We start from the raw sequence: 23,014 nt of genomic DNA, 5'->3' as shown, positions 1-23,014 counted from the left end.
CCCGTACCGGGAGGCCGACCCCAGGGCCTCGGGTACCGTGGGCGGTAGCGGGGCTCGACCGGAACTGAGGGATTCATGGGACTCACCATCGGCGTCGACATCGGCGGCACCAAGATCGCGGCCGGCGTGGTCGATGAGGACGGCAACATCCTCTCGGTCCACAAGGTGCCGACCCCGGGCACGCCCGACGGCATCGTGGACGCCATCGCCTCCGCGGTGGAGGGAGCACGCGCGGGCAACGAGATCGTCGGCGTGGGAATCGGTGCGGCCGGATACGTCAACCGCCAGCGTTCGACGGTGTACTTCGCCCCCAACATCGACTGGCGCCAGGAGCCGCTGAAGCAGAAGGTCGAGGCCCGCGTGGGTCTTCCGGTCGTCGTGGAGAACGACGCGAACGCGGCGGCCTGGGGCGAGTACAAGTTCGGCGCCGGCAAGGGCCACCGCAACGTCATCTGCATCACGCTCGGCACCGGCCTCGGCGGCGGCGTCATCATCGGCAACAAGCTGCGCCGGGGCCACTTCGGCGTGGCCGCCGAGTTCGGGCACATCCGGATGGTCCCGGACGGCCTGCTGTGCGGCTGCGGTTCGCAGGGCTGCTGGGAGCAGTACGCCTCCGGCCGCGCCCTCGTCCGGTACGCCACCCAGCGCGCCAACGCGACCCCGGAGAACGCGGAGACGCTGCTCGCCCTCGGCGACGGCACCCCCGAGGGCATCGAGGGCAAGCACGTCTCCATGGCCGCCCGGCAGGGCGACCTGGTGGCCGTCGACTCCTACCGTGAGCTGGCCCGCTGGGTCGGCGCCGGCCTGGCCGACCTCGCCTCCCTCTTCGACCCCTCCGCCTTCATCGTCGGCGGCGGCCTCTCCGACGAGGGGGAACTGCTCCTCGACCCGATCCGCAAGTCGTACAAGCGCTGGCTGGTGGGCGGCAACTGGCGCCCGGTCGCCGACGTCCGGGCCGCCGAGCTGGGCAACAAGGCCGGCCTGGTGGGCGCGGCCGACCTGGCCCGGGAACCCGATCCGGTGATGTGACCTCGCCACCCACCCCTGGGCACGGCGGCGCCCGCCCGACCCTTCGGGGGACGGCGGGCGCCGCCGTCCCCCGAGGAGGGCGAGCCCGGTGCGCAGGTGTTCGCGCACCTTCGCAGGAGACGCCGTCCCCGCCCGCGGGACCGTCCCGGGCCGGGGTCACCCCTTGCGTGCCACCGCCACGTAGGACCCGCTGAGGACGTTCTCCTGGCCGGGGACCGGCTCCCCCAGCTCCGGGTGCCAGTCCTCGGCCGCCACGATGCCCGGCTCCACGGGCTCCAGCCCCTCGAAGAAGCGGGCGAACCTCTCCCGGTTGCGCATGTCCATGGTGAGCCCGCCCGCCCTGTACAGGTCGCTGACCTTCCGCGAGGCCTCCTCCGGGTGGAAGTCGGGGGTGAGGTGGGACATGATCAGGTAACTGCCCGGCGCCAGGGCGTCCTTGAGGCGTTCCACCAGCTCGTAGGCCTCGTCCTCGTCGCCGATGAAGTGCAGCAGCGCGATCAGGGAGAGTGCGACAGGCCGGTCGAAGTCCAGTGTTCCGCGGGCGCGTTCCAGGATGCAGGCGGTGTCATGGGCGTCCGCCTGCACGTAGTCGACCACCCCTTCGGGGGTGCCCCGGAGCAGCGCTCCGGCGTGGGCCAGCACGATCGGGTCGTTGTCGCAGTACATGACCCGTGCGTCGGGAGCGACCTGCTGGGCCACCTGGTGCAGGTTCGGCTCCGTCGGGATGCCGGTCCCGACGTCGAGGAACTGACGCACCCCCCGGTCGGCCACCCAGCGGGTGGCGCGGTGCATGAAGGCCCGGTTCATCCGCGCCATGACCGGGATGACCGGCGCGAACCCCACCAGCTGCCGGCCCAGCTCCTCGTCCACCGGGTAGTTGTCCTTGCCGCCGAGGAACCAGTCGTACATCCGCGCGGGGTGCGGCTTGCCGGTGTCGATCCGTAAGGAGGTGCCCATGCCCGCGTCCTGCTGCTCCACCGTGATTCCCCTTGTCGCGCCCGGGAGTTGACCTGTGATCGTGACCGTCACGATAGCCAGGACCTGATCGGCCCGGCGCGCCGGGCAGCCCTTCCGGCATCCCTCCCCTTCGCGTCGGGGCCGGTGATCCCGGCGCGGCGCGCGACGGTGAGCGAGGGAGCAGCGGTGATCGCCGAGGCGCCGGAGCTCCGGCCGCCGAGGCCCTCGCCACGGTCACCGACCGGTTCGTTTCGTACCGATGCCGGCCCGGTGCGGGTCGGCGTATCTTGATCCGCATGGCGACGACCCCGCTGCTGCCCGACTCCCGGACCGAGTCCGACGGTTCGGCCGTGATCCGTGTGCTGAGCTACAACATCCGGTCGATGTACGACGACACGGACGCCCTCGCCCGGGTGATCACCGCGTGCGCCCCCGATCTGCTCCTGATCCAGGAGGCGCCGCGGTTCTTCCGCTGGCGCAAGAAACTGGCCCGGCTGGCCTCCGCCTCCGGGCTGGTGGTCCTCTCCGGGGGCGCCACGGCCGCCGGTCCCGCGATCATGTGCTCGCTGCGGGCGACCGTCGAGCGCACCGAGGACGTGCTGCTGCCGCTCACCCCGGGACTGCACCGGCGCGGCTTCGCCACCGCCGTCGTACGGTTCGGCGGGGCCCGGCTCGGGGTGCTGAGCTGCCATCTGTCGTTGCAGAAGGACGAGCGGTACGCACAGGGCGGCATGCTCCTGGACCGGCTCGCCGGGATGGGAGTGGAGCACGTGGTCGCCGGCGGCGATCTGAACGAGCGGCCGGACGGCCGTACCTTCCGCCGGCTGGCGGGCGAGGAGCTGACGGACTGCTGGGCGGCGGCGCCCTGGGGCGGCGAGTACACCTCGACCCCCGCCGATCCGCACCAGCGCATCGACGCGCTCTTCACCAGCAAGGGCGTCGAGGTCCTGGGCTGCGGGGTGCCGCACGGTCAGCCCGGGGTGACCGAGACCGACCTGAGGGCGGCCACGGACCACCTTCCGGTCCTGGCCGCCCTCAGAATCCCCGCCGTCTGATCCAGGGCGCCCTCAGACCACCGCGCCCCGGCCCGGGTCGTCGTCCTCGTCGTCCGTGCGCATGCGCATCACCAGCGTGGCGAAACCGCCCAGGAAGCCGCCGATGCACAGCGTGGTCAGCCACCAGGTCATCTCCCAGCCGAGCAGTACCGCCAGCAGGAGCAGCACCGGACCGCCCAGGACCCCCAGCCACGCGAACTTGGACGTGACGTCGGTCTCGGGCAGCGGCGGGGGCTCCGGCGGTACGAAGTGGCCCTCGTCGCCGTCGTCGAAGTCGTTCTCCGACGGCTCAGACACGCTGTAGTCGCGCGGGCCGCCCACGCCCGGGGCGAAGGCGACCGAACCGCCCAGCGGCTTGACCGGCTTGTCCCCGGCCCGCGTCGGCGCCTCGGCCGGCGCCCCGTCGTCGGCGGCCTCGGTCCGCGTGTCGGTGTTGGTGTTGGTGTCGGACTCCAGCAGCGCCAGGTCCTCGACCGACTTGAACGGCTTGGCGCCCGACGGGTCCGGCGGCTCGTCACCGTACCCGGCGACGATCGCCTTCCACGCGGCGTCCTCGTCGAAGGGGACGTCCTGGTCCTGATGCTCCGGGCCACTGCCGTCACGCCCCCGGCCCGCGCGGGCCTCGCGCGCCTCGCGGGCCTCCTGGTCCTCACGCCCTTCGCGGTCCTCGCGGTCCGAGTCGTGCTCAGCCACCTGTGGTCGTCCCTTCCTTGCCGAGACCGGACTCCTTGACGGCGCCGGGTGCGAGCCGTCCGATGAACGCGGTGCTCTCCTGGAAGATCCGCTCCGCGTCGTGGTCCAACGTCGCCACGTGGTAGCTCTGTTCCAGCAGGACCTCCGTCACGTCGAGCGACGAGACGCGGCCGAGGATCCGGGCCGAGTCCGCGGGCGGCACCACATGGTCCTGCGGGCTGCGCAGGAGCAGCAGCGGCTGGGTGACCTGGGGAAGCTCGCCGTCGAGCAGGCGCAGGAAGGTGCGCAGGGAGTGCGCCGCGTGCAGCGGAACCCGGTCGTAGCCCAGTTCCTCGACCGACGGCTTGGCGATGTCGCTCGCGATGCCCTTCGTCGCCGGGACGAGATGACGGAGCACCGGGAGGGCGTGCGCGGCCACACCGTGCACCCGGTTCGCCGGGTTGACGACCATGACACCGCTCACCGCGTCGCCGTGCCGCGCGGCCAGGCGCAGGGCCAGCGCGCCGCCCATGGACAGACCGGCCACGAACACGCGCGAACAGCGGTCCCGCAGCAGTCGCAGCTCGCGGTCCACCTCCGCGTACCAGTCCTGCCAGCCGGTGGTCCGCAGATCCTCCCAGCGGGTGCCGTGTCCCGGGAGCAGGGGCAGCGAGACGGTCAGGCCGTGCTCGGCGAAATGCTCCGCCCACGGGCGCAGCGACTGAGGCGAACCGGTGAAGCCGTGGCAGAGGAGGACAGCGGCCTCCCCGCCCTCGTGGCGGTACGGCTCGGCTCCGGTCAGGAGCGGCACTTTCGGCCTCCCGGTCGTAAGAGTCGTCGGAGTCGTGGAAAGAAAGGAGTCGAGGAAGTCGACGGGCTGCACACGGGTTGCAGGACCTTCACCGTACGCGACCGCACTGACACCGACCAGGGTCGTCGGAGCCATTGACGGGACTCCGGGTTAGGGTCTGACCCATACAAAGAGGAAGGCACTCGGTTGTTGTACGGCGCGATGAAGGTCACCGTCGGAGGGTCGCTGAAGCTTGCCTTCAGGCCCTGGGTGGAGGGCCTGGAGAACGTCCCCGCCGAGGGTCCCGCCATCCTGGCCAGTAACCACCTGTCGTTCTCCGACTCCTTCTTCCTGCCGGCCGTCCTCGACCGCAAGGTCACCTTCATAGCCAAGGCCGAGTACTTCACCACACCGGGGGTGAAGGGCCGGCTGACGGCCGCCTTCTTCAAGGGCGTCGGGCAGCTCCCGGTGGACCGCTCCGGCGCGCGCGGTGCCGGTGAGGCGGCGATCAAGAGCGGCATAGAGGTCCTCGAACGCGGCGAACTGTTCGGCATCTACCCCGAGGGCACCCGCTCGCCCGACGGCCGTCTCTACCGCGGCAAGCCGGGTGGCCTCGCCCGCGTGGCGCTCGCCACCGGCGCGCCCGTGCTCCCGGTCGCCATGATCGACACGGAGAAGGTCCAGCCGCCGGGGAAGGTCGTCCCGAAGCTGATCCGGCCGGGCATCCGCATCGGCAGGCCGCTGGATTTCAGCCGCTACCAGGGCATGGAACACGACCGTTTCGTGCTCCGCGCGGTGACCGACGAGGTCATGTACGAGATCATGAAGCTCTCCGGCCAGGAGTACGTCGACGTGTACGCGACCGCCATGAAGCGGCAGCTCGCGGAGGCGGTGAAGGCCGAGAAGGACGCCGAGAAGGCGGAGAAGGCCGAGCTCGCCCGCGCCGAGAAGGCGGAGAAGGAAGCGGCGAAAGAAGCGGAGAAGGAAGCCCAGCGGGAGCAGGCTGCCGAGCAGCGGCGGTCCGACCCCTAGGGCCTGCGGGCGGGGGCCGGGGCCGGGGCCGGGGCCGGGGGCGAAGGGTGGGGGAGACATGCCCAGGCGCGAGAAAGTCATGAGGATGTCGGTCGAGCAGCCGCTGTGGCGCGCGCTCGCCGGTTACCGGGTCCTCACCATGGTGTACGCGGTCGGCCTGTTCGCCACCGCCTACGAGGAGTTCGAGCGTCCCTGGCTCGCCGTCGTCTACTTCGCCCTGCTGGCCGTATGGACACCGGCCACCCTGCCCCGGGTCGCGAACGCCGCCGCCTGCACCAAACGCTTCCTCGCCGCCGACCTGACCGTCGCGCTCACCGGCATCCTGCTCACCCCCGTCGCCGACGCCCCGGAGCGGATCGCGGCCGGCGGTCCGACCATGCCGTCGATATGGACCGCGGGCGCGGTGCTCGCCTTCGCCATCAAGGGCGGCTGGCGCTGGGCCGCCCTCGCCTCTACGCTGGTCGCCGTCGCCAACCTGATCGAGCGCGGAGGCCCCGCCCGCGACACCGTGCACAACGTGATCCTCGTCTGGGTCGCCTCCATCGCCATCGGCTATGTCGTCGAGGTCGCCCGCGCCTCCGAGCGCACCCTCGCCCGCGCCCTGGAGATCGAGGCCGCGACCAGGGAGCGGGAGCGGCTCGCGCGGGACATCCACGACAGCGTGCTCCAGGTGCTCGCGATGGTGCAGCGGCGCGGCGCGGTGATCGGCGGCGAGGCGGCCGAGCTGGGCCGGATGGCCGGCGAACAGCAGGTGGCGCTGCGCACCCTGGTGTCCGGCGGTCCGGTGCCCCTCCCCAGAGGGGCAAAGGACCCGTCCGGGGGAGCGGCCGGGGACGGCGCCGGTGACGACCCCGTCGACCTGCGTGCCCTGCTGGCCCCGTACGCCGGCGCCCTCGTCAGCCTCGCCGACCCCGGGGCGCCGGTGCCGCTCGCGCCGGCCGCCGCGCGGGAACTCGCCGCCGCCGTCGGGGCCGCCCTGGACAACGTGCGCGAACACGCGGGGCCCGACGCGCGCGCCTGGATCCTGGTCGAGGACGAACCGGACGAGGTGATCGTCACCGTCCGCGACGACGGGCCCGGCATCCCCGAGGGCCGGCTCGCCCAGGCCGAGGGCGAGGGGCGGCTCGGGGTGGCCCTGTCGATCCGGGGGCGCCTGCGCGACCTCGGCGGCAGCGCGGAGCTGATCTCGGTGCCCGGACAGGGCACGGAGGTCGAGCTGAAGGCGCCCAAGCACCACAGCGACGAACAGGACGTACGGGGGAAGGCGGAGCAGCGATGACCGACACGACAGCCGGAGAGACGAGCGGAACGCCGGGCGGAGGGCCGGGCGGGGACGGACAGGGCCCGGTCAGGGTGATGGTGGTCGACGATCACCCCATGTGGCGCGACGCCGTCGCCCGGGACCTCTCCGAGTCCGGCTTCGAGGTGGTCGCCACCGCGGGCGACGGCGACCAGGCCGTGCGCCGCGCCAAGGCCGTCGCCCCCGACGTCCTCGTCCTCGACCTGAACCTGCCCGGCAAGCCCGGTGTCCAGGTCTGCAAGGAGGTCGTCGCCGCGAACCCGGCGCTGCGGGTGCTGGTGCTCTCGGCGAGCGGCGAGCACGCCGACGTCCTGGAGGCGGTGAAGTCCGGTGCCACCGGCTATCTGCTGAAATCCGCCTCCACCCAGGACCTGCAGGACGCGGTGCGCCGCACGGCCGTGGGCGACCCGGTGTTCACGCCGGGCCTGGCCGGACTGGTCCTCGGCGAGTACCGCAGGCTGGCCTCCGACCCGGCGTCCGCCCCGGACAGCGGCGCGTCCAGGGCACCCCGGCTGACCGACCGGGAGACCGAGGTGCTGCGCCTGGTCGCCAAGGGCCTCAGCTACAAGCAGATCGCCGAACGGCTCGTCATCTCCCACCGCACGGTGCAGAACCACGTACAGAACACCCTCGGCAAGCTCCAGCTGCACAACCGCGTGGAACTCGTCCGCTACGCCATCGAACGCGGCCTGGACGACGAGTAGCACCGGTCGGCCGGTCGGTCGGGCGGCCCGGGTCTCCCGGGGCCCGGTCCTTCCGGTCGCACACGGGACCCGGGAGCCGCAAACGCGCCGCTCCCGCCCCGTCCGGCCCGGGCGCGCCCGCCCCGGCCCCGTATATTCGCGCATGCGGCAGCCGTCGCGTACGGAAGAGTTCCCGGCACGGCCCTGGGAGGGACCCTGTGGAGATCCTCGCGTTCGGTGTGCAGGCCGACGAGAAGCCCTTGATCGAACGGGCCTTCCAAGGGCACCACGAGGTGCGCGGAGTGCACGTCTTCCTCAATGAGGACACCGCCCCCATCGCGGCGGGCCACGAGGTGATCTCCACCAGCGTCAACTGCGACCTCGGCGCCGGAGTCCTGGAGAGCCTGGCGGCCGGTGGCACCCGGATGATCGCCCAGCGGTCCACCGGCTTCAACAACGTCGAGCTGAAGACGGCCGAGCGGCTCGGCCTGACGGTCGCCCGGGTGTCGTCCTACTCGCCCCACTCGGTCGCCGAGTTCGCCTGGGCCCTCGCCATGGCGGTCAACCGCCGTATCGTCCGCGCCTCCACCCGCACCCGCGACTTCGACTTCCGCCTCGACGGGCTGATGGGCCGCGACATGCACGGCCGTACCGCCGGTGTCATCGGCACCGGCAAGATCGGCGAGGCGTTCACCCGGATCGCGCACGGCTTCGGCATGCGGCTGCTCGGCTGGGACGTCGCCGAGAACCCCGCCTGCCGGGACCTCGGCATGACCTACGTCCCCAAGGAACAGCTGCTCGCCGAGTCCGACCTGGTCAGCCTGCACGTCCCGCTGCTGCCGGAGACCCTCCACCTGATCGACGGGGCCGCCCTGCGGACGATGCGGGACGACGCGATCCTGGTGAACTCCAGTCGCGGCGGACTCGTCGACACCGCGGCCCTCGTCGCCGAACTGCGCGCGGGCCGCTTCACCGGCGTCGGACTGGACGTGTACGAGGCGGAGGCGGGCCTGTTCTTCCTCGACAAGTCCCTGGAGGCCATCGAGGACGACACCCTGGCCCGCCTCGTCACCTTCCCCAACGTGCTGGTCACCTCCCACCAGGCGTACTACACCGCGGACGCCGTCGGCCAGATCATCGACACCACGGTGGCCAACGTCCTCGACTACACCGAGGGCCGCCGCTCGGAGAACGTCCTGGTCCCGCGCAGCTGACCGATCAGCTCGGCGACGATCGCCGCGCCGTTCAGGGTGAGCACCGACTCGGGGTGGAACTGCAGCCCCGCGAAGCCGGGCCCGCGCAGCGCGTGCACCTCGCCGCCCGCCGTGCGGCTCACCTCGATGCCGTGCGCCGCCAGCTCCACCGCCGCCTCGTCGTCGCAGCGCGCGACGAAGCTGTTGTAGAAGCCGACCGTCTCCGGCCGCCCGAACAGGTCGATCTCCGTCTGCGCCCCCTGGTACGGCACCTCCTTGCGGACGGTCTGAAGACCCAGCTCGGCCGCGATCAGCTCGTGGCCGAGGCAGACACCGAGGACGCCGTGACGTCGGCCGGCCCCGATCACCTCGGCCGTCAGACCGCGCAGGAACCGCATCCTCGGGTCGGCCGTGTCGGACGGGTCCCCGGGGCCGGGCCCGAGCACCAGCGGACCCTCGTGCGCCGCCACCACCTCCCGCAGTCCCGGCGCGTCGTACCGCAGGACGGTCACCCCGAGCCCGGCGGCGCGCAGCACATGCGCCAGCATCGCGGTGAAGGTGTCCTCCCCGTCGACCACCAGGGCGTGGCCGTCGAGGGCCCCCGGCGCCTCGCGCATCCGCAGCCAGAACGGGGCCAGCGAGGCCCGCCGCCCGTCCAGCGCCGCCCGTACCCGGGGGTCGTCCGCCAGCCGCGGCCGTACGGACTCCTCGTGCGGCCGCCCGGGGCGCACCCCCAGCGCGGCCAGCACCCCGGCCGCCTTCGCGTGGGTCTCGGCGACCTCGCCCGCCGGGTCGGAGCCCCGCACCAGGGTGGCGCCGACCGGCACCCGCAGCCGCCCGTCCGCGTCGATGTCGGCGGTGCGGATGAGGATGGGGGAGTCGAGGGTCTGGGCCCCGGCGTCCCCTTCCCGCCCGCCGCCCGCGGACCGGCCGAGCAGCGCCAGCGCCCCCGCGTAGTAGCCGCGCCCGGCGCCGTCCCGCCCGAGGGGCTCGTACCGCTCGATCACCCGGCAGGCGTTCTGCACCGGCGACCCCGTGACCGTCGCGGCGAACATGGTCTCCTTCAGCACCTCCCGCACATCCAGCGAGGACCGGCCGCGCAGCTCGTACTCGGTGTGCGCGAGGTGCGCCATCTCCTTCAGCCGGGGCCCGACCACGACCCCGCCCATGTCACCGACGGTGCACATCATCTTGAGTTCCTCGTCGACGACCATCGACAGTTCCTCGATCTCCTTGCCGTCGGCGAGGAACTCCAGCAGATGCTCGGGGGTCGGCCCGTCGGCCGGGTAGCGGTAGGTGCCGCTGATCGGGTTCATCACGACCGTCCCGCCGGACGCCCGCACGTGCACCTCGGGGCTCGCCCCGACCAGCGTCCGCCCTCCCGCCTCCTGCCCGGTGTGCACCACGAACGTCCAGTACGCGCCCCGCTCGCCCGCCAGCAGCCGCCGGAACAGCGCCAGCGCGTCGGCCCGGCAGAACCCGGGGATCTCCCCCTCGTACGTCCGCCGGATGACGAAGTTGGCGCCCTCGCCCCGCCCGATCTCCTCGCGCAGCACCCGCCCGACGATCCCGGCGTACTCGTCGTCGTCGACGTCGAAGCCCCCGCCCTCCACCCGCACGTCGTGCGCGGGCAACTGCTCCAGGGCCTCGGCGAGCGGGATCTCGTGGCGCTCCTCGGGGGTCAGCACCAGCAGCGGGGTGCCGTCGTCGCGCACATCGAAACCGCGCTCCCGGATCTGCCGGAAGGGGATGAGCGCCAGCCCCTCGTCGGGAAGGTCGGCCAGGCGCTCACGGGGGGTGACGGGGCCGAGCAGCAGTTCCACCACGGAGTCGTCGTGGCCGGGCGTGCGGCGGCGCAGCAGGGCGAACGGGCGGGGATCGTCCAGCAGGCCGAGCAGGCTCGTCGGCCGGTTCATCGGTCGGTTCATCGGTCGTGGTCCCTCGGTGTGAGAGGGCCGACCCGCACGCGCCGCGCGGTCCGCGAACGCCGAAGGCCGCCCCTCGGGCGGCCTTCGCGAAGTCGTGCGTACGCGCTACAAGGTCAGTGGGCCGCCGGAGAAGCGGGCCACCACCAGTTCGGGGCGGAAGGGTTCTGAGCCGAACCGTTCCGGGTCGAGAGCGCGGACACGGGACGCACCCTAGCGCATGTCCCGCGAGCGCATGCCCCGCGCACGGCTCCGGCGCGTCCGTCGTCCGGTCACGGAGCGCGTTTCCCATCTCACTTGCTGGGCGTCGTCCGGAAGGCGCCGTCCCACCCCGTAATGTTGAGACGTGACCGTGAACGCTAAGACCAGCCCGAGCGCTGGCAACACCTGGCGAGACCTGCCCGCGGCGCAGCAGCCCGAGTACCCCGACACCGAGGCTCTGCGCGCAGTGATCGCGGACCTCGAGTCGTATCCGCCACTCGTCTTCGCGGGCGAGTGCGACCAGCTGCGCGCCCGGATGGCGGCCGTCGCCAAGGGAGAGGCGTTCCTCCTCCAGGGCGGCGACTGCGCCGAGTCCTTCGACGCGGTGTCCGCCGACCACATCAGGGCCAAGCTCAAGACACTGCTCCAGATGGGCGCCGTACTGACGTACGCCGCGTCCGTGCCCGTGGTGAAGGTGGGCCGGATCGCCGGCCAGTACTCCAAGCCGCGCTCCAAGTCGACCGAGACCCGCGACGGCGTGACCCTGCCCACCTACCGGGGCGACTCCGTCAACGGCTTCGACTTCACCGAGGCCGCCCGCGTCCCGGACCCCGAGCGGCTGAAGCGGATGTACAACGCCTCCGCCTCCACGCTGAACCTGGTGCGCGCCTTCACCACCGGCGGCTACGCCGACCTGCGCCAGGTGCACGCCTGGAACCAGGACTTCGTGAAGTCGTCCCCGTCCGGCCAGCGCTACGAGCAGCTCGCCCGCGAGATCGACCAAGCGCTGAACTTCATGCAGGCCTGCGGGGCCGAGCCGGAGGAGTTCAAGACCGTCGAGTTCTTCTCCTCGCACGAGGCGCTGCTGCTGGACTACGAGTCGGCGCTGACCCGCGTCGACTCGCGCACCGGACAGCTGTACGACGTCTCCGCGCACATGGTGTGGATCGGCGAGCGCACCCGGCAGCTGGACCACGCGCACGTCGAGTTCGCCTCCCGGATCCGCAACCCCATCGGCATCAAGCTCGGCCCGACGACGACGGCCGAGGAGGCGCTGCAGTACGTCGAGCGTCTCGACCCGGACCGCGAGCCCGGCCGGCTGACCTTCATCGTCCGCATGGGCGCGGACAAGATCCGCGACAAGCTGCCCGAGCTGGTCGACAAGGTCACCGCCTCCGGCGCCACCGTCGCCTGGGTGACCGACCCGATGCACGGCAACACCTTCGAGGCGGCCTCCGGCCACAAGACCCGCCGCTTCGACGACGTGCTCGACGAGGTGAAGGGCTTCTTCGAGGTCCACAAGGAGCTCGGCACCCACCCCGGCGGCATCCACGTGGAGCTCACCGGCGACGACGTCACCGAGTGCGTGGGCGGCGGCGACGAGATCTTTGTCGACGATCTGCACCAGCGCTACGAGACCGCCTGCGACCCGCGGCTCAACCGCAGCCAGTCGCTGGACCTGGCGTTCCTCGTCGCCGAGATGTACCGGGACCAGTAGGCGCCGGCAGCGGCGGGTGACCGGCAGCGGTCACCCGCCGCTCACCCGCCGGAACGGCGAGGGGTGGGGCACGGATCACACGGAATCCGTACCCACCCCACTTTTTTCCCCTCCGGGCGACGGGTAAGGTTAGGTTTGCCTCACCGATCAGGGGTCGGGACGGCACGACCCACGCTATGACGGGAGGTGAACCGCGTGTTCGTCTGCAGCTGCTTCGGAGTGACCGAGGAACAGGTGAGGAGTCACGCGGACGCCGGGGCCTGCACTCCCCGGCAGATCGCCTCCGCCTGCAAGGCCGGCACCGACTGCGGCGGCTGCGTGCGACGCATCCAGGCGCTGCTCGGCCGGGACGCCTGCCCCCGCCGGCAGCTGGCCGACCAGGGCCGGCCGCCCCTCGCGACGGAGCTTCCCGAAGCCGCGTGAGCCCTGCCGGGCTAGTGGGTCGAGAACCCGCCCGTCCCCGGGCCCGAGGGATCCGGCTGGGACTGCTCGATCACCGTCGACAGGTAGAGCGCCTCGCCCAGCTTCTCGATGAGTTCCAGCTGGGTGTCCAGGTAGTCGATGTGGTGCTCCTCGTCGGCGAGGATCGCCTCGAAGATGTTGGCGGACGTGATGTCGTTCTTGCTGCGCATGACCTCCACGCCCCGGCGCAGACGGTCGATGGCCTCGACCTCGATCTCCCGGTCGGCCTGGAACATCTCCGTCACCGTCTGCCCGACCCGCACATGGAAGAGCCGCTGGTAGTTGGGCAGGCCGTCGAGCAGCAGGATGCGGTCGGTGAGGACCTCCGCGTGCCGCATCTCGTCGAAGGACTCGGCGCGCGTGTACTCGGCGAGTTTGGTCCAGCCCTTGTGGTCCTGCAGTTTCGAGTGCAGGAAGTACTGGTTGATCGCGGTCAGCTCGGCGGTCAGCTGTTCGTTGAGGAATTCGATGACCTCGGGGTCGCCCTGCATCGCAGAGGCTCCTTCCGTGCGGGTGAACGGGCCAGGTGCGCCGCATGATTCCACTGGTGGAGAAGATCGTCCAGTAAGCATGGACTTAGTAAGTAAGGGTGTACTTACAGATATTCGATGTGCATTGCCCGGTTTCGTGGGGCCCCGGTCCGGTGCGTTAATCCGGGTCTGTCAGGATGGAAGCATGGGTCAGCCGGCGGAACGCGAATCGGGGGAGCGCACAGCGGAGGAAGGGGCGCGGTTCGAGCTCCCGCCGGGGCAGCGACTGCAGAAGGGCTGGCCGGTCACGCACTACGGGCCGGTGCCCAGGTTTCGGCCCGAGCGCTGGGAGTTCAGGGTGTTCGGCGCCACCGCCGACGGCGACAAGCACTGCTGGAACCACGAGGAGTTCACGGCCCTGCCGTACCGCAGCGTCGTGGCCGACCTGCACTGCGTCACCAAGTTCAGCATGCTCGGCGCCGAATGGGGCGGCATTCCGGTCCGCACCCTCCTGGAGCTCGCCCCGCCCGCGCCCGAGGTCACCCATGTGATGGTCTGGGCCGAGTACGGATTCAGCTCCAACCTGCGTCTGGCGGACTTCTCGTCCGAGCAGAGCCTTTTCGCCACCCACAAGGACGGCGAACTGCTGACCGCCGAGCACGGATTTCCGCTCCGGCTGGTCGTCCCCCATCTGTACGCCTGGAAGGGACCCAAATGGGTCCGCGGAGTGGAGTACATGACCACCGACCGCCGCGGTTTCTGGGAGGAGCGCGGTTACCACAACGTCGGCGATCCCTGGAAGGAACAGCGCTACTCGTACCAGGAGGAGCCCGGGGAGGGACCCGAGCTCTGAACCGGTCCGGCGTGCCTCCCCCGGGGACCGCAGGGGACTACGGCGATTCCCGGAGCTTCTTCAGCCGCTCCACGTCCGCCGCGTGGCCCTCCTTGCCGCCGGGCGTCTCGATGATCAGCGGCACGCCCTCGGTCGCGGGGTGCGTCATCAACGCGCGGAACGGGCCCTCGCCGATATGGCCGTCGCCGATGTTCGCGTGCCGGTCCTTGTGGGCGCCGACCACATCCATGGAGTCATTGGCGTGGATCAGTTTCAGCCGTCCCTCGCCGACCGTCTCCACCAGCAGATCCAGTGTCCGGTGCATCCCGCTCGGCCCGGTCAGGTCGTGGCCGGCCGCGAAGACATGGCAGGTGTCCAGGCAGACGCCCAGTTTCGGGTGGGCGTCCAGCGCCTCGAAGTACGGCCCGAAGTCCCAGGTCCGCGAGCAGAGGGAGGAGCCCTGGCCGGCCGTCGACTCGAGGAGCAGGAACGGGTCGTCGTCATGGGTGAGCTCGTCGAGCAGCGGCAGCAGGTACTCCCGTACCTGCGCCAGCGCCACCGACCGCTCCCGTCCGCCCGTCGCGCTGCCGGTGTGGACCACCACGCCCAGCGCCCCGATCTCGCGCCCGCGCCGCAGCGAGTGCCGCAGCGACTCGGCGGACCGCTCGGCGGTCGCCCGGGTGTGGGACCCGAAGTTGATCAGGTAGGGGGCATGCACGTACGCCGGGATCGACTCGGCCGCGCACGCCTCGCGGAAGGCCTCGTCCTGCTTCGGGTTGCCGGCCGGCGTCGCCCAGCCGCGCGGGTTGGCGACGAAGACCTGAACGGCCTCCGCGCGCAGCTCACGGGCATAGGACAGACCGACGGAATGCAGACCGCCGGCCACGGGGACATGGCCGCCGACCGGGTTGCGGGCAGGGCCGGACAGGTGACTCTTCACCCTTCCAGGGTGTCATGCCGCCGCCCGGCGACCGCCGCCGGATCAGCGGAACGACGGCTCACCGGGCCGGCCGCCCAGGCGATCAGCGGATCTTGAGGGTGATCGTCGAGCCCTTGGGCGCGGTGTCCCCGCCCGCCACGGACTGACCCTTGACGGTGTCACCGAACAGGCCGAACAGCCCGCGGTCCTCCTCGACCCGGAACCCGGCCGCTTCCAGCGTCTGCGTGGCCTCGTCCACGCTGTCGCCGACCACGTCGGGAACCTCGATCATCTCGGGGCCCTTGGACAGCGTCAGCGTCACGGTGTCCCCCTCGACGGCCTCACCGTCCGCCTCCGGGCTCTGCCGGGCCACCCGGCCCGCGTCGTGCTCGGAGGTGACCCGCTCGGTGGCGACCTCCACCTCGAGGCCGAGATCCTCCAGTTCGGCCCGCGCGTCCGCCAGGTCCTCACCGGTCACGTCGGGGACGTCCACCGGGTTGCCCTTGCTCACGGTGAGCGCCACCGCCGAGCCCGCACGGACCTCGGTGCCCCCCGCCGGCCCGGTGGAGATCACGGAGTCCTTGGCCACGTCCCCGCTGAACTCCCGGGTGACCATGCCCGGCTCCAGGCCCGCCTTCTTCAGCGCGGCCCGCGCCTTGTCCAGCGCGACGCCGTCCACCTCGGGCACCTTCACGGTCTCCGGCCCCTTGGAGAGGGTCAGCGAGACCGAGTCGGTGCCGCGGATGCGGGCGCCCGCCGCCGGGTCCGTACGGATCACCGAGCCCCGCTTCACGGAGTCGCTGTACGCCTCCTCGACCCGGCCGACGCCCAGCCCGGCCTCCGCCAGCCGGTCCCGGGCCTCCTGCTCGGTCTTCGCCAGCAGCGGCGGGACCTTGGTGAACTGGCCCGAGTTGATGTACCAGAAGCCCGCTCCGGCTCCGAGGACCAGCAGCACCACGACGACGATCGTCATCGGGCCGCGCAGCAGCGCCGGAGCGCGCAGCCCCGGGCCGCGCCGGGGCGGCAGCGGCGCCGGAGTCCGGAGCCGGCTGGTGCGGTGGGAGGAGTCCGCACCGCCGCCGTGCCCCCGCTGCCCGTGCTCCTCGTCGACGGGCAGCGGGGGCACGGTCAGCGCGCGCGGGATGACGCTCGTACGGTCGTCCGCGTTGTGGTGCTCCGACGACAGCGCCTGGGGCGGCATCGCGTCCAGTTGCGCCGCGTCGAGGCCGCCGCGGACCTCGCGGACCTGTGCGAGCAGCGCCACCGCGTCGTACGGACGGACCTCCGGGTTGCGCGCGGTCGCCGACGCGACCAGCTCGTCCAGCCCGTACGCCATACCGGGGACGACGGCCGACGGCGGCGGCACGTCGTCGTGCAGATGCTTGTAGAGCACGATCGCGGGGGAGTCGCCCTCGTGCGGCCGCTCACCGGTCAGCATCTCGTAGAGCAGGATGCCGCACGCGTAGACGTCCACGCGGGGGTCGGCGGTGCCGCTCTCGATCTGCTCCGGTGCCAGGTAGGAGACCGTGCCCAGCACGGACCCGGTGGTGTTCGTCACCGTGCCCACGCCCCGGACCAGGCCGAAGTCGGCGACCTTGACCCGGCCGTCGTCCCCTATCAGGACGTTCTCCGGCTTCATGTCCCGGTGCACGAAACCGGCCCGGTGCGCGGCACCGAGCGCGGCCAGCATCGGCTCCAGGATGTCCAGCGCGGCGCGCGGCTGCAGCGCCCCGCGCTCGCGCAGCACGTCCCGCAGGGTGCAGCCGGCGACGTACTCCATCGCCAGATACACGTACGTCCGGTCGGTGCCCTGGTCGAAGACCTGCACCACGTTCGGATGGTCCAGACGGGCCACCGACTTCGCCTCGCGGATGAACCGGTCGACGAAGGAACCGTCGGCGGCGAGCGCCGGGTGCATCACCTTGAGCGCGAGCACGCGGTCGAGGCGGGTGTCCACGGCCCGGTAGACCGTGGCCATCCCGCCGACCGCGATACGCGCCTCGACGCGATACCGACCGTCGAGCATCTGCCCGACCAGAGGGTCCTGAAGGGTCGTGTCCACGCAGGGAGTCTACGAGCAGCCGCCGACACCCCCGACCGCTTCGTCGCGGATCGGTCCGTGACTGCAGCCGACCTGTGACGCAACCCACGCGGTCCGGGACGGGTGCGGTCCCGGACCGCGGTCATGCTCCGGCGCGCACGCGTTCCGGCTCCGGGACGTGGTGGGACGCGGTCCGGGCCGGGGCGCGGCAGCCGCCAGCGGCGGCGGTGCGCCCCCACGAGGAGAGGAGCCTCAGCCTCTCGGCCGAGTGGAAACGGACGGCGCGTGGGCGGGAGGACGCCCCGGCGACGGCGGCCCCCTCAGAAGGCGGGCCGCTCCGGATCCAGCGCGGCGAGGCCCTCCGCGGGAGACGACGCCTCGGCGAAGTGCCGCCGCGGAATCCGCCCCGCCCGCCTGGCCAGCCGCCCCGCCTCGACCGCACCGCGCATGGCGGCGGCCATCAGCACCGGCTCCCGCGCCCGCGTCACCGCCGAGGCGAGCATCACCCCCGCGCACCCCAGTTCCATCGCCAGCGCCGCGTCCGACGCCGTACCGGCGCCCGCGTCCAGAATCACCGGCACGCGCGCGTGCTGCGTGATCAGCTCGAAGTTGTGCGGGTTGCGGATGCCGAGCCCCGACCCGATCGGTGACCCGAGCGGCATGATCGCCGCACAGCCGGCGTCCTCCAGTTTCCGCGCCAGCACCGGGTCGTCATTGGTGTACGGCAGCACCGTGAACCCGTCGTCGACCAGCGTCTGGGCCGCCTCCAGCAGTTCGATCGGGTCCGGCAGCAGGGTGCGCTCGTCGGCGATGACCTCCAGCTTGACCAGATCGGTGCCGAGCGCCTCCCGCGCGAGACGCGCGGTGAGCACCGCCTCGCCGGCGGTGTAGCAGCCCGCCGTGTTCGGCAGCACCCGGATGCCCAGCTTCTCCAGCACCGACAGGACCGAGCCGTGCACCGAGGGGTTCACCCGCCGCATCGCGACGGTCGTCAGCTCCGTACCGGACGCCACCAGCGCCCGCTCCAGCACGTCGAGGCTGGGCGCCCCGCCGGTTCCCATGATCAGCCGGGACGTGAAGGACGTACCGCCGAGAACGAACGGATCGTCGGCCATGGTCAGCCTCCTTGGACGGCGGTCAGGACTTCCACCCGGTCCCCCTCGGAGAGGGACGTGAGCGGCCACTGAGCGCGCGGGACGACGGTTTCGTTGAGGGCGGCGGCCACCCCGGAGGGAGCCGAGGACAGGCCGGCGACCAGCGCGTCGAGCGCCGTACCGGAAGCCACCTCGCGCGGCTCCCCGTTGACGGAGACGGTGACGGTGGGGCCGGTCGTGACATGCGCCGGATCGTTCATGCGGACTGCTCCGTGAGTGCGGCGGCGGTGAACCGCCGGGGTGTGAAGGGACGGGCCTCGGAGGGGAGTTCACCGGTGGTCAGGACCTCGGCCAGGACGTCGCCCGTGACCGGCGTGAGCAGCACGCCGTTGCGGTGGTGCCCGGTCGCGAGGACCAGCCCCGCCAGCGCGGACGGGCCGAGCAGCGGCGCGTTGTCGGGGGAGCCGGGGCGCAGCCCGGCCCGGGTCTCGGTGAGCGGCAGTTCGGTGATCCCGGGGACGAGTTCGTGGGCGTCGCGCAGCAGTTCGTACACCCCGCCCGCGGTGACGGTCGTGTCCCAGCCCTGTTCCTCGCTGGTCGCCCCGATCACCAGCTCCCCGTTCTCGCGCGGCACCAGGTACACATGGCTGCCGCGCACCACCGCGCGTACCGTCCGGCTCAGGAACGGACCGAACCGGTCCGGCATCGCGAGCCGGACCACCTGCCCCTTCACCGGACGTACCGGAGGCAGCACCTCCGCCGGGATCCCCGCGAGCCGCCCGCTGAGGCTGCCCCCGGCGAGCACCACCTGCCCGGCGTCCAGCGCGGTGCCGTCGGCGGTGACCACGCCCGTGGCCCGCTCCCCGGCGACGGTGAGCCGCTCGGCCCACGCCCGGTGCAGTACCACTCCCGCCCGCTCGCAGGCGGTCACCAGCGCGGCCGCCAGACGCCGGGGGTCGATCTGGTGGTCGCCGTCCACCCGCAGCCCGCCGCGCACACCCGGTGCGAGCATCGGCTCCAGACGCCGGCACTCGCGCCCGGACAGCCACTGCGCGTCGAGCCCCGACTGCTGCTGCAGGACGTGCAGTTCGCGCAGATGGGCGCGGTCGTCGGCGTCCAGCGCGACCGCGAGCGTGCCGCAGCGGCGGTAGCCGAGGTCATGGCCGGTGGCCTCGGTGAGCTCGGCCGCGAAATCGGGGTAGCGGCGCGCGGAGGCGAGGTTCAGACCGAGCAGGGTCTGCTCGCCGTAGTGCAGTTCCGTGACGGCGGCCAGCATCCCTGCGGCCACCCGGGCGGCGCCGGAGCCCGGCTCGGGGTCCAGCACGGTCGTGGCCAGTCCGCGCTGCGCGGCCCGCCAGGCCGTGACCAGGCCGATGATCCCGCCCCCGACGACGAGGACGTCCGGAGAGCGTCCCGGAGCGTGCGGGGTGCCTGAGGTGCGTGTGGGCGACATGGGCGTCCAGCCCCTCCCTTCGCCGGCATGACCCGGATCAGGTTCATACGGTCGGAGGCCGCCAGCCTCCCTCTCAGCCCGGTGCGTCCGGACTCCCGCGAGTGCTTTACCGTGGCCAAGCCTAGCCCCGGAACAACGCCGGAACAACGAACGTGCAAGGAGCTCTCGCATGGCTGGTTCGCTCGACGGCCTGGTTCTCTCCCCGGTCGCCGACCAGGCGCCGGGCCAGGTCGGCACCAGCACCCGGTTCGTCTACCACGAGCAAGGCGGCCGGATCTGGGCCGAGTACGCGGGCGGTGACATCGTCCGCGGCCACCTGGTGGGCACCCGGGAGGGGGACCGGCTGGACTTCCGGTACGTGCAGCTCAAGCACGACGGCACCACCTCCTGCGGACACTGCGAGTCCACGGTCGTGGAACTGCCCGACGGGCGGGTGCGGCTGGAGGAGACCTGGGAGTGGGAGTCGCAGCCGGGCAGCGGCACCAGCGTGGTCGAACAGCTCACGGCTCCCGAGGACCGGCCGGCCACCGGGTAGGTGTCTATGGTGATCAGGTGAGCGAGCAGACGCAGGAACGGGGACCGTCCGGGCCGCGGCGCGTGGTGGTGACGGGGGCCGGGATGGCCGGCGTGCAGACCGCCGTCGCCCTCCGGGAGCAGGGCTTCACCGGCACCGTGACACTGATCGGCGCCGAACCCCACCAGCCGTACGACCGACCACCCCTGTCCAAGGCGGTGCTGCTCGGCACGGCGGAGAACTCCGCCTTCGACGTCGACTTCGAGGCGCTCGGCATCGAACTGCGGCTCGGCTGCGAGGTGTTCGGACTGCGCCCCGCCGACCACGAGCTGGACACGGAGGCCGGGCCGGTCCCCTACGACGTCCTGGTCGTCGCCACCGGCGCCGAACCGGTCCGGCTGCCGGGCGCGGAGGGGGTTCCGGGCGTCCATCTGCTGCGCACCCTGGACGACGTCGAACGGCTGCGGCCGGTGCTCGCACGCCGGCAGGACGTCGTGGTCGTCGGTGCCGGGTGGATCGGCGCGGAGTTCGCCACGGCGGCGCGCGAGGCGGGCTGCGCGGTCACCGTCGTGGAGGCCGCCGGCCGGCCGCTGGCCGAGGCGCTGCCCGCCGAGGCGGCCGCCCCGATGACCGCCTGGTACGACGACGCGGGAGTGGTGCTGCGGACGCACGCGCGCGTGGAGCGCGTCGAGCCCGGCGCGGTGGTGCTCGACGACGGCTCGCGGCTGCCCGCGGGCGCCGTCGTCGTCGGTATCGGCGCCCGCCCCGCCACCGCCTGGCTGGCCGGCTCGGGGATCGAGCTCGGCGAGCACGGCGAGGTGGTCGCCGACGCCCGCCTGACGACCTCCGTGCCGGACGTGTACGCGGTGGGCGACTGCGCGTCCTTCCCCTCGAAGCGGTACGGCGAACGCCTGCTGGTGCACCACTGGGACAACGCCCTCCAGGGCCCGCGCACGGTCGCGGCGAACATCATCGGGACGGCCACCGGCGCGCCCCCGGCGGTGTACGACCCGGTGCCGTACTTCTGGTCCGAGCAGTTCGGACGCTTCGTCCAGTACGCCGGGCACCACGCGGACGCCGACCGGACGGTGTGGCGCGGGGAGGCCGACGGACCGGCGTGGACGGTCTGCTGGCTCCGTGCGTCCCGGCTGGTCGCGCTGCTGGCGGTGGGCCGCCCCCGCGACCTGGCCCAGGGGCGCAGGCTGATCGAGGCGGGCACGGTGATGGACGAGGCGCTGCTGGCCGACCCGGCGCGGCCGCTGAAGTCGGCGAAGGCGTGAGCACCCGGTCTCCCGGGCCGGGGGACTCCTGCCCGCCGGCGCCCGGCAGGCAGGCCGGGCATCCAGTCGTCCGGGTTGAACATCCGCCCAGGTGGAGGGGTCCGACTTCCGGCTGTCGGTGCCAGATGGCAGGCTTGTCCCGTGACCGAGATTGACGCAAAGAACGATGCTCTCGTCCCCGCCTGGCTCACCTTTCCCGACATCGCCGAGATGCTCGGCGTCGAGGTGACGCGCGTCCGGCAGCTGGTCAGGGACGGCCAGCTCATCGCCGTACGCCGAGGTGAGAACCGCGCACTGCACGTCCCCGCCGCCTTCATCGACGAGGACAAGGTCGTCAAGGGCCTCTCCGGGACCCTGACGCTCCTGCGGGACGACGGCTTCACGGACGAAGAGATGCTGGAATGGCTCTTCACCCCCGACGAGAGCCTGCCGGGCACGCCCGCGCAGGCACTGAGTGAGAACCGCGGCACGGAGGTGAAGCGCCGCGCCCAGGCGCTCGCCGTCTGACCCCGGGGCGGAACGCCGGGGCCCGCGCAAGCACCGGTACGCACCTCCTCGTGTGCCGGGCCCGCCCTCGCACTCGTGCGGGTACCCGGCCATGAGACCGGCGCCCGGCGCCGCTGCCGCAGGGCGTCGGGAGAGCTTCGCGGCCCCGCGGGCGGCCGCCGCCGCCCCCGCGGCCGGTCTCCCGGTCGCGGGGGCGGCGGCATAGGGTCCGTTGCGGCGTGCGCTCCGCCGGCCCCGGTGGGCCGTGGGGCATCAGCCGACGACCCACCGGGCCCGCGCCGGCCCGGCCGCCACCGACACAGGGGGATTCCCGCATGCCCGACACCGCCGCAGGCACCGCCCCGCGCGCCCGCCTCGCCGACTCCCTGGTCTACCTCTGCACCGACGCCCGCAAGCGGCAGGGCGACCTCGCGGAGTTCCTGGACGCGGTCCTGGCCGGCGGCGTCGACATCGTCCAGCTCAGGGACAAGGGGATGGAGGCAGCCGAGGAGCTGGAGCACCTGGAGGTCCTCGCGGACGCCTGCGCCCGGCACGGCAAGCTGCTCGCGGCGAACGACCGCGCGGACGTCGCCCACGCCGCCGGCGCCGACGTACTGCACCTCGGACAGGGCGACCTCCCCGTCCCCGCGGCCCGAGCCCTCCTCGGCGAGGACATCCTGATCGGCCGCTCCACGCACGCCGAGTCCGAGGCCGCCGCGGCCGCCGCGCAGGACGGCGTGGACTACTTCTGCACCGGTCCCTGCTGGCCCACCCCCACCAAGCCCGGCCGCCAGGCCCCCGGCCTCGGCCTGGTCCGGTACGCCGCCGGCCTCGGCACCGACCGCCCCTGGTTCGCCATCGGCGGCATCGACCTCGGCAACCTCGACGAGGTCCTGGAGGCCGGCGCCCGCCGGGTCGTGGTCGTCCGGGCCATCACCGAGGCGGACGACCCGGGCGCGGCGGCGGCCGAGTTCGCGAGGCGGCTGCGGCAGGCGGCACCGGGCAGCCGCCCCTGACACCGCGGCCGGCGCCCGCCGCCGGCACCACGCCCGCCGCCGGCCACCTGCCGCCCGGACCGTCGCCCGCTCCCGGCCCGCCACCCCTTCTCGTCACCGCGTGTCCAAAGGG

Annotated in this window: 23 protein-coding genes and 1 riboswitch; of the genes, 13 read left to right on the top strand and 10 right to left on the bottom strand. The window is 72.6% G+C overall.

What is annotated here, in order from left to right; all coding sequences use genetic code 11:
* Positions 1 to 75 precede the first annotated feature (75 nt).
* Complete coding sequence (locus OHB56_RS11780) at positions 76 to 1,029, top strand: ROK family glucokinase (RefSeq protein ID WP_326752220.1); 954 nt, start codon at positions 76 to 78, stop codon at positions 1,027 to 1,029.
* A gap of 156 nt (positions 1,030 to 1,185) precedes the next feature.
* On the opposite strand, the gene OHB56_RS11775 is transcribed toward OHB56_RS11780, so the two are convergent.
* On the bottom strand, positions 1,186 to 1,986 hold the full coding sequence (locus OHB56_RS11775) for an SAM-dependent methyltransferase (RefSeq protein WP_406359008.1): 801 nt from the start codon (positions 1,984 to 1,986) through the stop codon (positions 1,186 to 1,188).
* A 296-nt stretch (positions 1,987 to 2,282) separates the two neighbouring features.
* On the opposite strand from OHB56_RS11775, the gene OHB56_RS11770 reads away from it, so the two are divergent.
* A complete protein-coding gene (locus OHB56_RS11770; protein ID WP_326752218.1) occupies positions 2,283 to 3,041 on the top strand; it encodes an endonuclease/exonuclease/phosphatase family protein in 759 nt (252 codons plus the stop codon).
* A 12-nt stretch (positions 3,042 to 3,053) separates the two neighbouring features.
* On the opposite strand, the gene OHB56_RS11765 is transcribed toward OHB56_RS11770, so the two are convergent.
* The gene (locus tag OHB56_RS11765; RefSeq protein WP_406353091.1) at positions 3,054 to 3,734 is read right to left on the bottom strand and encodes a hypothetical protein; all 681 of its coding nucleotides are present in this window, start codon (positions 3,732 to 3,734) and stop codon (positions 3,054 to 3,056) included.
* The gene (locus OHB56_RS11760; RefSeq protein ID WP_055592061.1) at positions 3,727 to 4,524 is read right to left on the bottom strand and encodes a carboxylesterase; all 798 of its coding nucleotides are present in this window, start codon (positions 4,522 to 4,524) and stop codon (positions 3,727 to 3,729) included. The genes OHB56_RS11765 and OHB56_RS11760 overlap by 8 nt, the downstream gene beginning before the upstream one ends.
* A 201-nt stretch (positions 4,525 to 4,725) precedes the next feature.
* Here OHB56_RS11760 and OHB56_RS11755 point away from each other — a divergent pair, with 201 nt between their 5' ends.
* From OHB56_RS11755 to OHB56_RS11740, 4 genes are all read left to right on the top strand, one after another.
* Positions 4,726 to 5,535 carry a lysophospholipid acyltransferase family protein gene (locus tag OHB56_RS11755; RefSeq protein ID WP_406353089.1) on the top strand — a complete coding sequence of 270 codons (810 nt, stop codon included), beginning with the start codon at positions 4,726 to 4,728 and terminating at the stop codon, positions 5,533 to 5,535.
* A 58-nt stretch (positions 5,536 to 5,593) separates the two neighbouring features.
* Positions 5,594 to 6,814, top strand: coding sequence for a MacS family sensor histidine kinase (gene macS / locus OHB56_RS11750; RefSeq protein WP_406353087.1), 1,221 nt, complete (start codon positions 5,594 to 5,596; stop codon positions 6,812 to 6,814).
* Positions 6,811 to 7,539 (top strand): response regulator, encoded by a 729-nt coding sequence (locus tag OHB56_RS11745; RefSeq protein WP_406353085.1) that lies wholly within the window; start codon positions 6,811 to 6,813, stop codon positions 7,537 to 7,539. Before macS ends, OHB56_RS11745 begins: the two co-directional genes overlap by 4 nt.
* A gap of 197 nt (positions 7,540 to 7,736) precedes the next feature.
* Positions 7,737 to 8,732: a 2-hydroxyacid dehydrogenase gene (locus tag OHB56_RS11740; RefSeq protein WP_406353083.1), complete on the top strand. Its 996-nt coding sequence runs from the start codon at positions 7,737 to 7,739 to the stop codon at positions 8,730 to 8,732.
* On the opposite strand, the gene OHB56_RS11735 is transcribed toward OHB56_RS11740, so the two are convergent.
* Positions 8,684 to 10,639 carry an anthranilate synthase family protein gene (locus tag OHB56_RS11735; protein WP_406353081.1) on the bottom strand — a complete coding sequence of 652 codons (1,956 nt, stop codon included), beginning with the start codon at positions 10,637 to 10,639 and terminating at the stop codon, positions 8,684 to 8,686. The two genes, OHB56_RS11740 and OHB56_RS11735, sit on opposite strands and share 49 nt — an antisense overlap.
* Before the next feature lie 343 nt (positions 10,640 to 10,982).
* Between OHB56_RS11735 and OHB56_RS11730 the strand changes: the two genes are divergently transcribed.
* Positions 10,983 to 12,335, top strand: coding sequence for a class II 3-deoxy-7-phosphoheptulonate synthase (locus tag OHB56_RS11730; protein WP_326752212.1), 1,353 nt, complete (start codon positions 10,983 to 10,985; stop codon positions 12,333 to 12,335).
* 186 nt (positions 12,336 to 12,521) lie between these two features.
* Positions 12,522 to 12,758, top strand: coding sequence for a (2Fe-2S)-binding protein (locus OHB56_RS11725; RefSeq protein WP_326752211.1), 237 nt, complete (start codon positions 12,522 to 12,524; stop codon positions 12,756 to 12,758).
* Positions 12,759 to 12,769: 11 nt separating this feature from the next.
* Here OHB56_RS11725 and bfr read toward each other — a convergent pair whose 3' ends face one another.
* Entirely contained in the window at positions 12,770 to 13,288 is a 519-nt protein-coding gene (bfr, locus tag OHB56_RS11720) for a bacterioferritin (protein WP_406353079.1), read from the bottom strand.
* 184 nt (positions 13,289 to 13,472) lie between these two features.
* Here bfr and OHB56_RS11715 point away from each other — a divergent pair, with 184 nt between their 5' ends.
* A complete protein-coding gene (locus OHB56_RS11715; protein ID WP_406353077.1) occupies positions 13,473 to 14,120 on the top strand; it encodes a sulfite oxidase-like oxidoreductase in 648 nt (215 codons plus the stop codon).
* Between the two features lie 37 nt (positions 14,121 to 14,157).
* Here OHB56_RS11715 and OHB56_RS11710 read toward each other — a convergent pair whose 3' ends face one another.
* The 5 genes from OHB56_RS11710 to thiO all read right to left on the bottom strand — a co-directional run bounded on the left by OHB56_RS11710 (position 14,158) and on the right by thiO (position 19,606).
* Positions 14,158 to 15,039, bottom strand: a complete 882-nt coding sequence (locus OHB56_RS11710; protein ID WP_406353075.1) for a deoxyribonuclease IV — start codon at positions 15,037 to 15,039, stop codon at positions 14,158 to 14,160.
* 82 nt (positions 15,040 to 15,121) lie between these two features.
* Positions 15,122 to 17,080, bottom strand: a complete 1,959-nt coding sequence (pknB, locus tag OHB56_RS11705; protein WP_406353073.1) for a Stk1 family PASTA domain-containing Ser/Thr kinase — start codon at positions 17,078 to 17,080, stop codon at positions 15,122 to 15,124.
* A 299-nt stretch (positions 17,081 to 17,379) separates the two neighbouring features.
* Positions 17,380 to 18,174, bottom strand: coding sequence for a thiazole synthase (locus tag OHB56_RS11700; RefSeq protein ID WP_055629720.1), 795 nt, complete (start codon positions 18,172 to 18,174; stop codon positions 17,380 to 17,382).
* A gap of 2 nt (positions 18,175 to 18,176) precedes the next feature.
* Positions 18,177 to 18,413 carry a sulfur carrier protein ThiS gene (gene thiS, locus OHB56_RS11695; protein WP_326752206.1) on the bottom strand — a complete coding sequence of 79 codons (237 nt, stop codon included), beginning with the start codon at positions 18,411 to 18,413 and terminating at the stop codon, positions 18,177 to 18,179.
* Positions 18,410 to 19,606 carry a glycine oxidase ThiO gene (gene thiO / locus OHB56_RS11690; protein ID WP_326752205.1) on the bottom strand — a complete coding sequence of 399 codons (1,197 nt, stop codon included), beginning with the start codon at positions 19,604 to 19,606 and terminating at the stop codon, positions 18,410 to 18,412. The genes thiS and thiO overlap by 4 nt, the downstream gene beginning before the upstream one ends.
* Positions 19,604 to 19,715, bottom strand: a riboswitch (TPP riboswitch). Its footprint overlaps the gene before it by 3 nt.
* Positions 19,716 to 19,775: 60 nt before the next feature.
* On the opposite strand from thiO, the gene OHB56_RS11685 reads away from it, so the two are divergent.
* The 4 genes from OHB56_RS11685 to thiE all read left to right on the top strand — a co-directional run bounded on the left by OHB56_RS11685 (position 19,776) and on the right by thiE (position 22,902).
* Positions 19,776 to 20,141: a hypothetical protein gene (locus tag OHB56_RS11685; protein WP_406353071.1), complete on the top strand. Its 366-nt coding sequence runs from the start codon at positions 19,776 to 19,778 to the stop codon at positions 20,139 to 20,141.
* Positions 20,142 to 20,158: 17 nt separating this feature from the next.
* The gene (locus tag OHB56_RS11680; RefSeq protein ID WP_326752203.1) at positions 20,159 to 21,400 is read left to right on the top strand and encodes an FAD-dependent oxidoreductase; all 1,242 of its coding nucleotides are present in this window, start codon (positions 20,159 to 20,161) and stop codon (positions 21,398 to 21,400) included.
* Between the two features lie 141 nt (positions 21,401 to 21,541).
* Positions 21,542 to 21,907: an Rv2175c family DNA-binding protein gene (locus tag OHB56_RS11675; RefSeq protein WP_406353069.1), complete on the top strand. Its 366-nt coding sequence runs from the start codon at positions 21,542 to 21,544 to the stop codon at positions 21,905 to 21,907.
* A 314-nt stretch (positions 21,908 to 22,221) separates the two neighbouring features.
* The gene (thiE, locus tag OHB56_RS11670; RefSeq protein WP_055593915.1) at positions 22,222 to 22,902 is read left to right on the top strand and encodes a thiamine phosphate synthase; all 681 of its coding nucleotides are present in this window, start codon (positions 22,222 to 22,224) and stop codon (positions 22,900 to 22,902) included.
* Positions 22,903 to 23,014 lie beyond the last annotated feature (112 nt).

Source organism: Streptomyces sp. NBC_01635, assembly GCF_045209715.1.
Classification (GTDB): domain Bacteria; phylum Actinomycetota; class Actinomycetes; order Streptomycetales; family Streptomycetaceae; genus Streptomyces; species Streptomyces hirsutus.
Note: the sequence above shows the minus strand (reverse complement) of the source record. Positions and strands in the feature narration are given on the sequence as shown.

Coding starts and splice junctions, on each gene's coding strand:
- OHB56_RS11780 (WP_326752220.1), top strand. CDS start 76: ATGGGACTCACCATCGGCGTCGACATCGGCGGCACCAAGATCGCGGCC.
- OHB56_RS11775 (WP_406359008.1), bottom strand. CDS start 1,986: ATGGGCACCTCCTTACGGATCGACACCGGCAAGCCGCACCCCGCGCGG.
- OHB56_RS11770 (WP_326752218.1), top strand. CDS start 2,283: ATGGCGACGACCCCGCTGCTGCCCGACTCCCGGACCGAGTCCGACGGT.
- OHB56_RS11755 (WP_406353089.1), top strand. CDS start 4,726: ATGAAGGTCACCGTCGGAGGGTCGCTGAAGCTTGCCTTCAGGCCCTGG.
- macS (WP_406353087.1), top strand. CDS start 5,594: ATGCCCAGGCGCGAGAAAGTCATGAGGATGTCGGTCGAGCAGCCGCTG.
- OHB56_RS11745 (WP_406353085.1), top strand. CDS start 6,811: ATGACCGACACGACAGCCGGAGAGACGAGCGGAACGCCGGGCGGAGGG.
- OHB56_RS11735 (WP_406353081.1), bottom strand. CDS start 10,639: ATGAACCGACCGATGAACCGGCCGACGAGCCTGCTCGGCCTGCTGGAC.
- bfr (WP_406353079.1), bottom strand. CDS start 13,288: ATGCAGGGCGACCCCGAGGTCATCGAATTCCTCAACGAACAGCTGACC.
- OHB56_RS11715 (WP_406353077.1), top strand. CDS start 13,473: ATGGGTCAGCCGGCGGAACGCGAATCGGGGGAGCGCACAGCGGAGGAA.
- OHB56_RS11700 (WP_055629720.1), bottom strand. CDS start 18,174: ATGGCCGACGATCCGTTCGTTCTCGGCGGTACGTCCTTCACGTCCCGG.
- thiS (WP_326752206.1), bottom strand. CDS start 18,413: ATGAACGATCCGGCGCATGTCACGACCGGCCCCACCGTCACCGTCTCC.
- thiO (WP_326752205.1), bottom strand. CDS start 19,606: ATGTCGCCCACACGCACCTCAGGCACCCCGCACGCTCCGGGACGCTCT.
- OHB56_RS11685 (WP_406353071.1), top strand. CDS start 19,776: ATGGCTGGTTCGCTCGACGGCCTGGTTCTCTCCCCGGTCGCCGACCAG.
- thiE (WP_055593915.1), top strand. CDS start 22,222: ATGCCCGACACCGCCGCAGGCACCGCCCCGCGCGCCCGCCTCGCCGAC.